Annotated in this window: 15 protein-coding genes; 2 read left to right on the top strand and 13 right to left on the bottom strand. The window is 40.8% G+C overall.

Going from position 1 to position 13,787, the window contains the following annotated elements:
* Nucleotides 1-49 precede the first annotated feature (49 nt).
* From smpB to QZ407_RS15625, 3 genes are read right to left on the bottom strand one after another with little or no spacing between them, the layout of a single operon-like run.
* Entirely contained in the window at nt 50-499 is a 450-nt protein-coding gene (gene smpB, locus QZ407_RS15635; protein ID WP_295772742.1) for an SsrA-binding protein SmpB, read from the bottom strand.
* 26 nt (nt 500-525) lie between these two features.
* Entirely contained in the window at nt 526-2,406 is a 1,881-nt protein-coding gene (locus tag QZ407_RS15630; protein ID WP_295772740.1) for an Nramp family divalent metal transporter, read from the bottom strand.
* Nucleotides 2,403-3,053, bottom strand: coding sequence for a metal-dependent transcriptional regulator (locus tag QZ407_RS15625; protein WP_295772738.1), 651 nt, complete (start codon nt 3,051-3,053; stop codon nt 2,403-2,405). Before QZ407_RS15625 ends, QZ407_RS15630 begins: the two co-directional genes overlap by 4 nt.
* 123 nt (nt 3,054-3,176) lie before the next feature.
* On the opposite strand from QZ407_RS15625, the gene QZ407_RS15620 reads away from it, so the two are divergent.
* Nucleotides 3,177-3,647: an Lrp/AsnC family transcriptional regulator gene (locus QZ407_RS15620; RefSeq protein ID WP_157539341.1), complete on the top strand. Its 471-nt coding sequence runs from the start codon at nt 3,177-3,179 to the stop codon at nt 3,645-3,647.
* Nucleotides 3,648-3,746: 99 nt separating this feature from the next.
* Here QZ407_RS15620 and ung read toward each other — a convergent pair whose 3' ends face one another.
* The gene (gene ung, locus QZ407_RS15615; protein WP_295772735.1) at nt 3,747-4,421 is read right to left on the bottom strand and encodes a uracil-DNA glycosylase; all 675 of its coding nucleotides are present in this window, start codon (nt 4,419-4,421) and stop codon (nt 3,747-3,749) included.
* Between the two features lie 74 nt (nt 4,422-4,495).
* Here ung and QZ407_RS15610 point away from each other — a divergent pair, with 74 nt between their 5' ends.
* A complete protein-coding gene (locus QZ407_RS15610; protein ID WP_157539339.1) occupies nt 4,496-5,047 on the top strand; it encodes a DUF2892 domain-containing protein in 552 nt (183 codons plus the stop codon).
* A 50-nt stretch (nt 5,048-5,097) separates the two neighbouring features.
* Here the strand turns inward: QZ407_RS15610 and QZ407_RS15605 are convergent, their stop codons facing one another.
* The 9 genes from QZ407_RS15605 to QZ407_RS15565 form a co-directional block, all read right to left on the bottom strand.
* Nucleotides 5,098-5,307 (bottom strand): hypothetical protein, encoded by a 210-nt coding sequence (locus QZ407_RS15605; RefSeq protein WP_295772732.1) that lies wholly within the window; start codon nt 5,305-5,307, stop codon nt 5,098-5,100.
* A 166-nt stretch (nt 5,308-5,473) separates the two neighbouring features.
* Nucleotides 5,474-7,198 carry a lysine--tRNA ligase gene (gene lysS, locus QZ407_RS15600; protein ID WP_295772730.1) on the bottom strand — a complete coding sequence of 575 codons (1,725 nt, stop codon included), beginning with the start codon at nt 7,196-7,198 and terminating at the stop codon, nt 5,474-5,476.
* A 162-nt stretch (nt 7,199-7,360) separates the two neighbouring features.
* Nucleotides 7,361-8,083 carry a DUF4397 domain-containing protein gene (locus QZ407_RS15595; RefSeq protein ID WP_295772729.1) on the bottom strand — a complete coding sequence of 241 codons (723 nt, stop codon included), beginning with the start codon at nt 8,081-8,083 and terminating at the stop codon, nt 7,361-7,363.
* A 193-nt stretch (nt 8,084-8,276) separates the two neighbouring features.
* Nucleotides 8,277-8,480 carry a YwbE family protein gene (locus QZ407_RS15590; protein WP_295772727.1) on the bottom strand — a complete coding sequence of 68 codons (204 nt, stop codon included), beginning with the start codon at nt 8,478-8,480 and terminating at the stop codon, nt 8,277-8,279.
* 50 nt (nt 8,481-8,530) lie between these two features.
* A complete protein-coding gene (locus QZ407_RS15585; protein ID WP_295772725.1) occupies nt 8,531-10,444 on the bottom strand; it encodes a long-chain fatty acid--CoA ligase in 1,914 nt (637 codons plus the stop codon).
* Nucleotides 10,445-10,506: 62 nt separating this feature from the next.
* A complete protein-coding gene (locus tag QZ407_RS15580; RefSeq protein ID WP_295772724.1) occupies nt 10,507-11,190 on the bottom strand; it encodes a DUF2625 domain-containing protein in 684 nt (227 codons plus the stop codon).
* Nucleotides 11,191-11,327: 137 nt separating this feature from the next.
* Nucleotides 11,328-11,654: an iron-sulfur cluster assembly accessory protein gene (locus tag QZ407_RS15575; protein ID WP_157539334.1), complete on the bottom strand. Its 327-nt coding sequence runs from the start codon at nt 11,652-11,654 to the stop codon at nt 11,328-11,330.
* Between the two features lie 101 nt (nt 11,655-11,755).
* Nucleotides 11,756-12,169 (bottom strand): Fe-S cluster assembly scaffold IscU, encoded by a 414-nt coding sequence (gene iscU, locus QZ407_RS15570; protein ID WP_157539333.1) that lies wholly within the window; start codon nt 12,167-12,169, stop codon nt 11,756-11,758.
* A 128-nt stretch (nt 12,170-12,297) separates the two neighbouring features.
* The gene (locus QZ407_RS15565) at nt 12,298-13,509 is read right to left on the bottom strand and encodes an IscS subfamily cysteine desulfurase (RefSeq protein WP_295772721.1); all 1,212 of its coding nucleotides are present in this window, start codon (nt 13,507-13,509) and stop codon (nt 12,298-12,300) included.
* Between the last annotated feature and the right edge of the window lie 278 nt (nt 13,510-13,787).

Below are 13,787 nucleotides of genomic sequence, written 5' to 3'. Positions count from 1 at the left end.
TTTGACGAGAGTTTAAGGTCGGTAAAGCAAAAATAGTGGCTATCAGCAGCTATCTTTTCATTACCCTGCTCAGTTCAATTTTTGTATCGCGTTCTTTCATTGTTTCCCGCTTATCAAAAGTTTTCTTGCCTTGTGCAAGCGCTATTTTCAGTTTGGCAAAGCCACGCTCGCTAACAAACATGGCAAGCGGTACAATGGTAAGACCTTTCTCTTCTGAACGGGTTTTAAGCTTTTTTAATTCCTTCTTTGTTAGCAGTAGTACACGGTCGCGTTTGGCTTCGTGGTTGTAAAATGAACCATGTGAGTACTCTGAAATGTGCAAATTGCGCACATATAGCTGCTCACTAATGAAAGTGCAGAAAGCGTCATTTAAATTAGCTTTTCCTTCCCTTATCGACTTGATTTCGGTACCCAGTAGTTTTATTCCGGCTGTGTATTCATCAAGTATATGATACTCAAAATATGCTTTCTTATTTTTAATATAAAGTTGTTCACTCATGGCAATGTAGCCTGCAAATATGCAAATTATTTTTTGGCCTGTTTAACAACCAGCACGGGTATGTTTACCAGGTGCCTTACCGTATCAACAGTAGTGCCATAAATTAAATCTTTAACAGCTTTGTGCCCATGTGAGCCCATCACCAAAAAGTCTATTTTTTCATTGTTAACTACTCCGGCAATGGCGTTAGCCCGGTTACCGTAACCTATGCTGGCAACTGATTTGTAACCTAAAGCGTCCAATGCCTTAACATATTGCTCCATGTTATCATGATCGCTCTGCGTTTCAAAATCCATTACCTGCTTGCCATGGTAGCGGGCGCCGGCAGTTTCTACCACGTGTATTAGCGTATAAGTTGCCTGCTTGCCGCCCTGCATAATGGCATGTTTAATAGATGCTTCATCGTTCATTGAAAAATCTATTGCCACTCCAATATGGTTGTAGTGAATTCTATCAATATTTTGAATGGCCGAAGCAATGCCATGCGGAACCACAACATCGCGCTGCGGTTTGCTGATGAAGGGCTTTACAAACACATAAATCAGCAGTAAGCCTATGCCAATTGCCAGCGGTGTTACTATGTAATGTATAAGATAGGCCGAATTTGGGTTAGCTGTAGTCCATTTGCTGATTTCTTCAATAACCAAACGGGCATTTAAGCCCACAATAACAGCCGCAATAAGCCAGGCCAAAACTTTTATGTATGGCTTTATAGCAAAATTACCCATCGACCGTTTGTCAGATGTGAAATGAATAAGCGGTATAACTGCAAAGCCTAACTGAAGACTAAGCACAACCTGGCTTAATACCAGCAAGCGGCCTAAACCGTTTTCGCCGGCATAAAGCAGTGTAAGGTATGCAGGTATAATTGCCAGCATACGTGTAAGCAAACGGCGAAGCCACGGCGCAATGCGAAGGTTCAGGTGTCCCTCCATAATAATTTGTCCGGCGAGTGTGCCGGTTATAGTAGAGCTTTGGCCTGCAGCTATCAAGGCGATGGCGAAAAGCTTGGGAGCCATGTTGCCAAATATATTAGTGAGCAGCTTGTATGCATCTTCAATTTCGGCCACTTCATGATAGCCATTACGGAAGAAAGCGCTGGCGGCCAAAATTAAAATTGCTGCGTTTACCAAAAAGGCAAGGTTTAGTGCAATGGTAGTATCCCAAAGATTAAATTTAAGTGCACTGCGTATGCCTGCGTCGCTACGGTCTATTTTTCGGGTTTGCACAAGTGATGAGTGCAGGTAAAGGTTATGCGGCATTACTGTGGCACCAATTATACCAATGGCTATGTATAAGGCATCATGATTTAAGGTTGAAGGAACAAACCCTTTAGCCAGTTCAGGTAAATCGGGTTCAACAATAATCATTTCTATAAAGAACGATACCCCGACAATAAAAATCAATGACACAATAAAGCCTTCAAGCCTGCGCATCCCCTTGTTTAAAAGAAATAGAAGCAGCAATGTATCCAGCATGGTTATAGACACGCCCCAAATCAAAGGCAGGCCAAAGAGTAGTTGCAAACCTATGGCCATACCAATGATTTCGGCAAGGTCGCACGCTATAATTGATATTTGTGCAAGTACATATAGGCAAAAGTTTACAAAAGGAGGGTAAGTGTTTTTTGATGCCTGTGCAATATCAAGGCCGCGAACTATTCCTAAGCGGGCACTTAACGATTGCAGCAGTAACGCAATCATGTTTGACATCAGCAGCACCCATACCAGCTTATAGCCAAACTGGCTGCCGGCCTGTAAATCAGTAGCCCAGTTGCCGGGGTCCATGTAGCCGACGCTAATTAAATACGCCGGACCAATAAATGCAGCTATTTTACGCCAACCTGTTTTACCCTGAGTATCAACAGTGCCGTGTACGTTACTTAATGATTCGCGCTGTGTGCTCATACCAGTATCAGTAAATTTTTAGCCACTTCGCGGCTAATGTTAAATTCGTTTTGTGAATTGTTTAATACCAAAGCCATATCATAATCGGTCAATCCGGTAACGGTTATGGTTTGACCAATAGTGAGTTGTGTTTTTTCAAGGTATTGCAAAAATGCAGGGGAGTGATCTGCTACTGCGGCTATTTTCCCGGTTTGATCTTTTTTAAGATGCAGTGCTGATTGCAAATGCTGGTTACTTATACGTCCGTTGCAATCAGGTATAGGGTCGCCATGCGGGTCAAACTGCGGATGTCCCATAAACTCATCAAGGCGGTTAATTAATTCGGTTGATGATATATGCTCCAGTTCTTCGGCCATTTCATGTACCTCATCCCACTTAAATTTAAGCTTATCAACCAAAAAATGTTCCCAAAGCCGGTGTTTACGCACAATGCCTACGGCTATACGCTCGCCACTATCTGTAAGTGTTACGCCTTGGTAGCGGGCATAATTAATAAGTTTTTTTTCGGCAAGTTTTTTAAGCATATCCGTTACAGATGCTGCCTTTGTACCGGTGGCCGCCGCAATTTCATTTGTTGTAGCACTTTGCGTCTTTAACAACAAATGAAAAATTGCTTTTAAATAGTTTTCCTCTGTGAATGAGTGCATTTACACAAACCTAAGAATTAATTTAGACAAGTCTAAAAAAAATAACTTGTAGAATTAACTTTTGTTTTTCTTTGTCAATAAAAAATTTTATTTTGTGCCTTTGTGAGCATATAATTGTAACCTATGGGTGCCGAATTAGATAAGATTGATCTTCAAATACTTAAAATCCTTCAGGAGAACGGAAGGATTACCAACCTGCAGTTGTCAAATGAGATTGGCCTGTCGCCTGCACCAACATTAGAGCGTGTTCGTAAACTGGAGAACGCGGAATACATTAAAAGTTACCATGCCCTGGTAGATGAGGAAAAGTTAGGTCTGGGCATAAAAACATTTATACAGGTATCGCTTGATTTTCATAAAAGCAACACCATTGATGTGTTTTTACAGGAAATACAAAAGATAAAAGAAATAACAGAATGCCATCATGTAACCGGGCAGTGTGATTTTTTATTGAAAGTGTACGTTCGTGACATTAAGCTCTATGAGCAGCTCATTATGGATAAAATAAGCCGTATTCCTGTTGTAAAAACTTTCCAAACCATGATGATTATGTCAACCAGCAAAAAAGAACCGACAGTGCCGTTGGAGTATTAAATCATAGATACAAGAAACAAGAGCCAGGAACCAAGAGACCTGGCTCTATTGTTAGGCAGATTGCGGCTTGTTTCCTGGCTCTTAGCTCTTACTTCTTAATTAAACTTGCCAGTCAATTTCTTTCTTTCCTTCTTTTTTCAAGATTTCGTTGGTTTTACTGAAATGATGACAGCCGAAGAAACCATTATCGGCTGAAAAGGGTGACGGGTGTGCCGCTTTAAGAATATGGTGTTTGCTTTCGTCGATAAGTTCGGCTTTCGCCTGAGCAAAGCGTCCCCATAGCAGGAAAACAATCCCTTCTTTTTCGTCGGATATTTTGCGGATAACTGTATCCGTGAATATTTCCCATCCCTTTTTTTGATGAGAACCCGCAATGCCTGCCTGCACCGTAAGCGTAGCATTAAGTAGCAGCACGCCCTGGTCGGCCCATTTGGTTAAATCACCATGTTGAGGTAAGGTAAAGCCAGGTATATCGGTTTGTAACTCTTTGTAAATATTGTTTAAAGACCGTGGCACAGGTATGCCACGATGAACGGCAAATGATAAACCCATAGCCTGGTTAGGTCCATGATAAGGATCCTGCCCAAGTATAACCACTTTTAAGTTATCGAATGTAGTGTGGTTAAATGCATTGAAAATGTCACTACCCTTAGGATAAACCCTGTGGCCGGCTTCTTTTTCGTGTTTTAAGAAATCTTTAAGCTTGTGCATATAGTCTTTTTCAAACTCATTATGCAGTACTTTAAGCCACGATGGTTCCAAATCTATTGCCATATAAATATTTGTGCTGTTAATTGCTTAAACGTATAAATAAACGGATATTTGCACATTATTACAAAATACAAACGATGTCGAATATTGTTAGGTTAATTATAGCCTGTGTTATTATGGGTGCGGGCGTTACCTTGTGTGCATTTGGTTTTTGGGGCTGGGGTATATTATTATTTATTTTGGGAGGTTTGGTACTGGTAACCTACTTCTTCAATGAAAACATGCTGGTTGCTCAATTCTATTTAAGAAAAGAGAATGCCGACGAAGCAGAAAAATGGTTGCTTAAGATCAAAAACTACGAGAAAGAATTATTCAAAGCACAGCACGGATATTACAATATGCTTATTGGTTTGATTGAGTCGCGCAAGGCTCCTTTGAAGTCGGAAAAATATTTCAAGAAGGCTTTATCTCTTGGTATGACCATGTCACACAATACTGCGTTAGCAAAATTACAGCTTGCGGGTATAGCCATGATGAAACGTAATAAACGTGAGGCGCAGCAGTACCTGTCTGAAGCTTCAAAAGACGATAAGAATAAATTACTGGCCGATCAGATAAAGATGATGAAAGGGCAAATGGCGCAGATGGATAAACAACAAGTTCAGCGCGGCGGTTACAGAAACTTTTAAGAAAAGAGTTGAATACTGAAAAAGGCTTGAATGAAAATTCAAGCCTTTTTTTATTTCTCGTCTAAAGTTCCAAAATATCCGGGCTCTGAATTGCGGTTAGCGCTTGGCTGAATATGGCGATCGGTCACCATAAAATCATCCTCAGATGGATTAGAAAACTCTACCATTTTAAGTAACGACCTTACGAAAGATACATTGAACTTCGTACGATCAAGCTTGATCAAAAATTCGCGATCTGTAATTTCGAGCGTTGAGTTCATATTTATATTATCAATTTTCATAAAAGTAAAATTCAATTGTAAACCAGAAATTATGTGTGTTTTAAATTTTGGTTAAGAGATTTAACGCAAAAATGCCACTGTGGTCTTATTAAAACGACACACAATGGCATTTGTTTTACTGTTTATGTAAATAATGACCTAAATACTATTCAAACCAAGCCATTACGCTTTCTTTTGTAGGGATAGGCAAATCCAGTTTTAGCTTTTTGCGCATGCCACCCAAGTCATTAAATACTTTGTTTGGATTTGCGGCTTTTAAGTCTTCAACTGTATTGAAACCCATCTTGTTGATTACCGGAACCCATTCGGCAGGTACACCAATATTTACAAAATCGTCAATGGTAACTACCTTGGCTTTTTTTTCGGGACGCATCTGCGGAAAGAAAAGTACTTCCTGGATGGTGGTTTGATTGGTCATCAGCATTACCAAACGGTCAACACCAATACCTAAGCCCGATGTTGGTGGCATTCCGTACTCTAATGAGCGCAGGAAGTCCTCATCCATAGCCATAGCTTCTTCATCACCACGGCCAGCCAGTAATAGTTGTTCTTCAAAACGCTCACGCTGATCAAGCGGGTCATTTAACTCGCTGTAAGCATTACCTATTTCTTTGCCTAAAACAAACAGCTCAAAACGCTCTACCAAGCCATGCTTGCTGCGGTGCTTTTTAGCAAGCGGAGTCATTTCAATAGGGTAGTCGGTTATATAGGTTGGCTGTATCAAGTTAGCCTCTACCTTGGCGCTGAATATTTCATCAATTAATTTGCCCTTACCCATAGTGCCATCAACTTCAATGGCTAAATCACGACAGGTTTGGCGCAGTTGTGCTTCGTCCATTTGTGATACATCGATGTCGGTGTATTTCAAAATTGAATCATACATTGACAGCTTTTCGTACGGGCCGGCAAAGTTTATTTCATGCTCGCCAACTTTTACCACCGGTGAACCGTGCACAGCAACAGCAACGCGTTCCAGGCACTCCTCTACCATGGCCATCATCCAAATATAGTCTTTGTAAGCTACGTATATTTCCATAGCGGTATACTCAGGGTTGTGAGTGCGGTCCATGCCTTCGTTACGGAACATTTTACCAAACTCAAACACACCATCAAAACCTGCAACAATCAAACGCTTTAAATACAACTCGTTGGCTATGCGCAAGTAAAGCGGCATATCAAGCGTATTGTGGTGGGTATTGAACGGACGGGCTGCTGCACCACCGTGTATAGACTGCAGGATGGGCGTTTCAACCTCCATCCAGCCCTGCTCACTAAAGTAGTTGCGCATAGTGCTAATTACTTTTGAGCGGTTGATAAATATCTGCTTATACTCGGGGTTAACAGTTAAATCAACGTAACGCTGGCGGTATCTTAGTTCCGGATCGGTAAAGCCATCATATATATTGCCTTCATCATCGCGCTTAACAACAGGCAACGGTTTTAATGATTTAGCCAAAACAGTCATTTCCTGTACATGCACCGAAATTTCACCTGTTTGTGTTAAAAACACGTAGCCTTTTACGCCAATGTAATCGCCAATATCCAACAGTTTTTTAAATACGGTATTATACAGTGTTTTGTCTTCACCGGCGCATATATCATCGCGCTTAATGTAAACCTGTATACGGCCGGTTGAATCCTGCAACTCGGCAAAGCTGGCACTACCCATTATGCGGCGCGTCATAATACGGCCTGCTATGGTTACCTCCTTATATTTATCGGGATTGGCATTAAAGTTTTCGCTAATGTCGTTTGCCCAGGCGTTAACAGGGTAGGCTTCGGCAGGGTAAGGGTCAATCCCTAACGCACGCAATTGTTGTAACGATTCGCGGCGTAATACTTCCTGCTCAGATAAAGCTGCAATACTCATAATAAAAAACGGTATTTTTTAGAGCGGCAAAGATAAGGTTTTTTAGTGAGTAGTTGAATGATAAGCGTTGGCAGCACGCACTTGGTTCATTCCTAATTCTATCATACAAAAAAGCCCCAAAGCAAAGTTACTTTGAGGCCCTCTTTAAAATCTGTAATTTATTTATTGAAAATAAGCGTTTACCTGAGTTTTCGCAGTAAGCTTCTTAACATCATCAGTTGCACCGTTAACACCTTGCAGCCAAATAGTATAAACCGCTCCGGCAACCAAATCTTTATCGGTAATGGTTGCTAATACAGTTGCTGTTCCTGCCTGGCGTACCTGCATAGTGTATTTGCCTGCGTTAACGCTGGTAAAGCCCGATGCAGTTTTGTATGCCTTGTTAACCGCTATGTTAGTACCTGTACTTGTAACCAAATCAACGTTTGGTGTATTAGCGCTAACATGCACAAACCTAACCAATGCCGAGCCTGCCGTAGGGCGGTTGATTGTGTCTTTAAGTAACAAATACTCGGGGTTGGCAACAAGGTTGGTTAAATACAAAGTGTACGCTCTGTTGGCAACCAAAGTCATGGTGTCTGACTTAATTTTATTGCTTGTGCCCGATATATTAAAGCTTGCAGTACGTTTACCGGTAACTGCGTTTAAATAATCCAGCCCACTGCCATAAGCAATACCTGTTGAATTGTTAGCGCGGTTTTGATCAAGGTAAAAATCTAAGGGTTGTGAATCGGGCGAAGCGTTTACAACAGAAATAAGGGCTGACGGCTGAGTTACTACATCATCGTTATTGTCTTTTAAGCATGAACTGAATGCTGTGGCCAGTACAAACAATACGCCTGCAATCTTCATCTTTCCACTAACCATTTGTGTAATGTTTTTCATCGTTTTAAATTTAAAAATGAACTATACCAAACCTTACGTAAGATTTAGTATAAACGCTACTAATGGTTAAAATATTTTTTCTTTTAAATATAAAGTGTCAGATTTATAAGGGTTTATACTTTAAAGTTTAAGATTGATCATTTAATCAGGATGCCTTTATCAGTCAATAAAGGCGCTTTGATAAGCTGAAGTTCTAATCTTCCTCGTCAATAATGTAAGCTACTCTGCCAATTTGCCCATCTTCAAGTTTTACCTTAATACCGCGTGAGTGGTAGGCTGCGCTGGTAAGCAAATTTTTTACCACCCCACGTGTAAGCTCGCCGCTACGCTGATCTTTTTTTAGTATAATATCAACCAGTAACCCGGGGTAAATGTCTTTTCGGTTTTGTCCGTTCATCTAAAATTATTTTGTGAAGTATTGCAAGGATAATGCATAACGTAAATTGCTTAATCAGCATCTATTTCCTGCGCGTACATTTCCTCAATAGCTTCGGCGTATTTTTTTTCAATAACCTTACGTTTAGCTTTCATGGTTACGGTAATTTCACCATCCTCCATACTGAATGGATTGCGCTTAACCTTAAAGTTTTTTATGCGTTCAAATTTTGCAAGTCCATTGCTTAGTTTGCGTACATCTTGCTTAAGCCAGTCAATGATCTCCTTATTATCTACAAAAACGTCAGGGTTTTTAAACCAATCCTCGCTCAAGTTAAAAGTTTCCTGTAGCAATTCTTTAGGGGGTATAATAATGGCGGTTACATACTCCCTGCGGTCACCAACTAAAAATATCTGCTCAATTTTAGGGCTTTTCAAGTAAGCGTTTTCAACGGGTGTTGGATATATGTTTTTGCCGTATGCATTTACCAGCATATTTTTAAGCCGATCGGTAATTTGCAGGTAGCCTTTGTAAAACCGTCCAATATCTCCGCTATGGAACCAGCCGTCTTTATCAATTGCAAGGCTTGTTTCTTCGGCTTTGTTCCAGTACCCTTTCATTACCGCAACACCTCTGATGATTATTTCACCCTCGGGAGATGTGAAGTTTGCATCGCACGAGTTGTGTGTTTGTACAGTATGTATTTTCTTGGTTTCAATATCCTGTATGCCAACTTCTGAGCCTGGCAGTATACGCCCAGCAGTGCCATAAACCTGGCGCTGAAATTCAGTAACACATACCGGACCGGTGGTTTCTGTAAGGCCATATCCCTCCAACACAGGTAAGCCAATGTTTCCAAAAAACTCGCCCACATTTTTAGGTAGTGCTCCACCACCGGAAATAAGGAATTTTAAACGACCGCCGGTTTTCTCTTTAATTTTACTGAATACTAACTTCTCGGCCAGTTTATGCTGATTGCGTAGTATGATGCCGGGTTTTTTACCGCTTTCGCGCATTTCCCGTTGCTTTTGACCAATGGCAAATGCCCAGTTGAATATTTTGGTTTTCATGCCGCCGGCATCGGCGCCATTCTTCATAGCCTTGTCATGTATACGTTCAAGCAGGCGAGGTACGCAGTTCATAATGGTTGGTTTTACCTCGGCCATATTTCGCGCTAGTAAATCAAGACTTTCGGCAAACGCAATACGCGCTCCGGCACCCATACATATATAATAGGTAGCCGCACGTTCAAAAACATGCGATAACGGTAAAAATGAGAGGAAGCAATCGTCTTTATTAACATTTGATATTTGCTCCAAACCTGCCCATACCGTTTGTACAAAATTGCTATGCATCAGCATTACGCCTTTTGGCGTTCCTGTTGTTCCTGATGTGTATATCAGGCATGATAAATCAGAAGGTAGTATGGCTTCGCGGCAACTGTTTATTGTGCCACGGTATTGGTCTACGAGTGTCAATCCTTCACTCAAAACATCTTGTAAACTTATTACTCCGGCATTCAAAACAACATTATCAGTGTATTTTTCATAATCTTCAAAAGCCGGTATAATACGCTCAAGTGTTGCACAGTTGTTGGCTACCTTAAGCACCTTACGCAGCAAAAAGGGATTGCCCACGAGCAATGTTTTTAAGCCAGAATCATTAATAATGTATTCTGTTTCGGCTTCGGTAAGGGTGGGATATATTGAGGTGTTGATAGCACCAAGTTGTTGTAAAGCCTGATCGTAATAAATATAGTCGGGCCCGTTTTCTATAACCAAGCCTATACGGTCACCTTTGCATACACCAATATGTAACAACCATGCTGATATTGCATCAATCTTTTCAATGGCCTCACGGTATGATATGTTTATCCACTGTTTGTTTACTTTATCTGTTAAAAACGGATGGGTATCAGGATGAATATGTTCAACAATGTGTCGAAGAAGCTGAGGTACGGTTTGTGGCTTTTGAACCTGATTCATTAAGTTTAATTGGTATAGTGATTAAACAAACTTAAGTATTTAGTATAAATACAAAAAGCGGCTTAGTGTTTTAGAGACAACTGATTAGATATGTTTAAGGAATATATTTCCTCGATGGGCACAGGCTTTTTAGATACCTTATTCAAGTCTTTTCCTTCTTTAGTCCATAAGAAAGGCATAAAGAATAAAGCTTGGTCGCTTTTAATGTTTTGAAGGTCTTGTTCCCAGTTATCCCACCGGAAATCCTTATAAAAACCGTTCACATCGCCGTTAAAACAAAATTTCAGGAAATTGGAGTATGTTAAATCAAGCGGCTCCCACTCTAACCTTTCGGGTGCGAAGTAGTAAATCTTACCCATATCAGTTCCTAATCCGCCGGCGTTAATGGCAAACATCCCGCCAAGTACATCATCGGCCACCAACAGAAATTTAGGCTGCTCCCCAAATTGTGTATACGTTTTGCCTTTATTCCACGAAACAATGCTTCGGGTAAGTTTTTCGCTGCCCGAACCTAATATACGCAGCCAGCCGTTTTCAATTAAAATGCCTCCTGTAAAAAAGGCAATAGCACCCATAGGTGAGCGGGTTGTAACCTTCAGATTGTACAGGGTTTGTTCACCGGCGGTTTTATTCATCGGTAAACATTCAACCTTATTTTTAGCATTGTGCGACCACTCTTTTACCAAATCAATACCCGAGGTATCAGTTGTTAATTCTTGAATTGTACGAACGGAAACCTGGGCCATGGCGCTATGTAGTGTGACAGATAAAAGGATGATGAATAAGTTTCGCACGTTTGCAATAATTAGCGGGTTGTGAAAATAAAGTAACAAAAAAGGCGCTTTAAAGCGCCTTTTTAATATTTGAAAGAAATAAAACGAAACTATACCGAGAAGCTTTCGCCGCAACCACAGGTGCGGCTGGCGTTAGGGTTAATAAAGTTGAAACCTTTACCATTCAACCCGTCTGAAAAGTCAAGTTCGGTACCGGCCAGGTATAAAAATGATTTCATATCCAGCGCAATGCGTAAACCTTTATCTTCAAAAAACTGGTCGCCTTTTTTCTCCTCGTTATCAAAATCCATATTGTAAGATAAGCCCGAGCAACCGCCACCCTGAACCGACACGCGTAAAAAATACGACGAATCGAGATTAGCATCCTGCATCAGGTGATCAATCTTATCTTTTGCTTTATCTGTTACGGTAACCATAATTATAGAGTCAAGATGTTAGAGCCAGGAGCCAAGTCACTTTTCCAAAGCCAACATAACATGTTCTTGGCTCTTGTTTCTTGGTTCTTGCCTCTGTAATATTAATGGTGCGATTTTTCAAGCTCAATAGGAGCCAGGCCGTTTTTAACGCGGTAATCGTTAATGGCAGCTTTAATTGCATCCTCTGCTAAAACCGAGCAGTGAATTTTCACTGGTGGCAAGGCAAGCTCTTCTACAATATCCATGTTATCGATAGCCATTGCATCATCAATTGATTTACCTTTTAACCACTCGGTAGCTAAAGATGATGATGCGATAGCCGAACCACAACCAAATGTTTTAAATTTAGCGTCAGTGATAACGTTGTTATCGTCAACTTCAATTTGCAGGCGCATTACGTCACCACACTCAGGGGCACCAACTAAGCCGGTACCAACCTTGTGGCTGCTTTTATCTAAAGTACCCACGTTACGCGGGTTGGTGTAATGGTCAATTACTTTATCTGAATAAGCCATAGCTTTATTTTTTATTATCTGTTTATCAGTAGCCGGTTCAAGTTTACTTTAACCCGGTTTTATTATACATCTAAATTTGTGCCAGCCTCAAAATCCAAAATTTGATATCTGAATTCTGAGATTAACTATTAATGTTCTGCCCACTCAATTGAGTTAAGGTCGATACCCTCTTTAAACATTTCCCATAGCGGAGAAAGTTCACGCAGGTGAGTAACAGCCTTTTTAGTTACCTCAATGGCGTAGTCAACTTCTTCTTCGGTAGTAAAACGGCCTAAGCCAAAACGAATAGAAGAGTGTGCCAGGTCGTCAGATAGCCCTAAGCTTTTAAGAACGTAAGACGGTTCCAAAGATGCTGAAGTACAAGCTGAACCCGATGATACTGCCAAATCTTTCATAGCCATCATCAAACCTTCGCCCTCAACATATTTAAAAGAGATATTAGCAACGTGTGGCAAGCGGTGTTCAACGTTGCCGTTAACATAGCTTTCTTCTAATACGGTTAAAGCCGACTGCAATTTATCGCGCAATGCTGACAAACGGATAGCTTCGCTTTCCATTTCGTTGTAAGCAATTTCACATGCCTTGCCTAAACCAACAATGCCCGGAACGTTAAGCGTACCTGAACGCATACCGCGCTCATGGCCGCCACCATCCATTTGTGCGGTAACTTTAACACGTGGTCCTTTACGGCGAACGTATAATGCACCAACACCTTTAGGGCCATACATTTTATGAGCCGAAAGTGCTAAAAGATCAATGCCATCACGGTTTACATCAACCGAAATTTTACCTACAGCCTGAGTGGCATCAGTCATGAACAAAGCACCGTGCTTGTGAGCAATGTCGGCAATTTGCCTAACCGGTTGAATAACGCCAATCTCATTGTTACCATACATGATTGATACCAGGATGGTTTCCGGAGTCATGGCAGCTTCCAATTCAGCTAAGTCAATCAAACCGTCTTCTTTAACGCCAAGGTAGGTAACCTTGCCGCCAAGTTTTTCAACGTGCTTGCAGGCATCTAAAACAGCCTTATGCTCTGTAACAGCAGTTATAATGTGGTTGCCCTTATCTTTATACATTTCAAACACACCTTTAATAGCCAGGTTGTCTGACTCGGTAGCGCCTGATGTAAAAATGATCTCTTTTTCGCTGGCTCCAATCAATTTGGCTACCTGCTCACGCGCATAATCCACACCCTCTTCGGCAACCCAGCCAAAATGGTGATTACGGCTGGCCGCGTTACCAAATTTCTGAGTAAAGTAAGGTATCATAGCTTCCACTACTCTTGGGTCAGTAGGTGTGGTTGCGTTGTTATCTAAATATATGGGAAGATTCATATTCCGTTGAAATTATCTTTACAAAGATATACAAACTTTTATTTTAATAATACACTAAGCGGGTAGAGTACGTCATGTTTTTGCAATAAGATACTCACACAATTATATATAGGCCAATACGCTATTAATAACGAACGATGCATCAATTTTATATATTTGCGTTTGCTGGGATTTACATTTGTTTGCCTCTAACTAATATCAAATTGTATTTTACAATTATTGGCGTTTAACGAGGAAATAGCATGTATTTAAGAATATAGGTATAGCAGAGGCAAATT

The organism is uncultured Mucilaginibacter sp., assembly GCF_913773635.1.
In the GTDB taxonomy this organism is placed as follows: Bacteria; Bacteroidota; Bacteroidia; order Sphingobacteriales; family Sphingobacteriaceae; genus Mucilaginibacter.
Note: the sequence above shows the minus strand (reverse complement) of the source record. Positions and strands in the feature narration are given on the sequence as shown.

Bases quoted from the DNA above. Each gene is read 5' to 3' on its own strand.
- QZ407_RS15620 (WP_157539341.1), top strand. From the start codon at position 3,177: ATGGGTGCCGAATTAGATAAGATTGATCTTCAAATACTTAAAATCCTT.
- QZ407_RS15625 (WP_295772738.1), bottom strand. From the start codon at position 3,053: ATGCACTCATTCACAGAGGAAAACTATTTAAAAGCAATTTTTCATTTG.
- QZ407_RS15565 (WP_295772721.1), bottom strand. From the start codon at position 13,509: ATGAATCTTCCCATATATTTAGATAACAACGCAACCACACCTACTGAC.
- QZ407_RS15605 (WP_295772732.1), bottom strand. From the start codon at position 5,307: ATGAACTCAACGCTCGAAATTACAGATCGCGAATTTTTGATCAAGCTT.
- QZ407_RS15590 (WP_295772727.1), bottom strand. From the start codon at position 8,480: ATGAACGGACAAAACCGAAAAGACATTTACCCCGGGTTACTGGTTGAT.
- QZ407_RS15595 (WP_295772729.1), bottom strand. From the start codon at position 8,083: ATGAAAAACATTACACAAATGGTTAGTGGAAAGATGAAGATTGCAGGC.
- ung (WP_295772735.1), bottom strand. From the start codon at position 4,421: ATGGCAATAGATTTGGAACCATCGTGGCTTAAAGTACTGCATAATGAG.
- iscU (WP_157539333.1), bottom strand. From the start codon at position 12,169: ATGGCTTATTCAGATAAAGTAATTGACCATTACACCAACCCGCGTAAC.
- lysS (WP_295772730.1), bottom strand. From the start codon at position 7,198: ATGAGTATTGCAGCTTTATCTGAGCAGGAAGTATTACGCCGCGAATCG.
- QZ407_RS15630 (WP_295772740.1), bottom strand. From the start codon at position 2,406: ATGAGCACACAGCGCGAATCATTAAGTAACGTACACGGCACTGTTGAT.
- QZ407_RS15585 (WP_295772725.1), bottom strand. From the start codon at position 10,444: ATGAATCAGGTTCAAAAGCCACAAACCGTACCTCAGCTTCTTCGACAC.
- smpB (WP_295772742.1), bottom strand. From the start codon at position 499: ATGAGTGAACAACTTTATATTAAAAATAAGAAAGCATATTTTGAGTAT.
- QZ407_RS15580 (WP_295772724.1), bottom strand. From the start codon at position 11,190: ATGGCCCAGGTTTCCGTTCGTACAATTCAAGAATTAACAACTGATACC.
- QZ407_RS15575 (WP_157539334.1), bottom strand. From the start codon at position 11,654: ATGGTTACCGTAACAGATAAAGCAAAAGATAAGATTGATCACCTGATG.
- QZ407_RS15610 (WP_157539339.1), top strand. From the start codon at position 4,496: ATGTCGAATATTGTTAGGTTAATTATAGCCTGTGTTATTATGGGTGCG.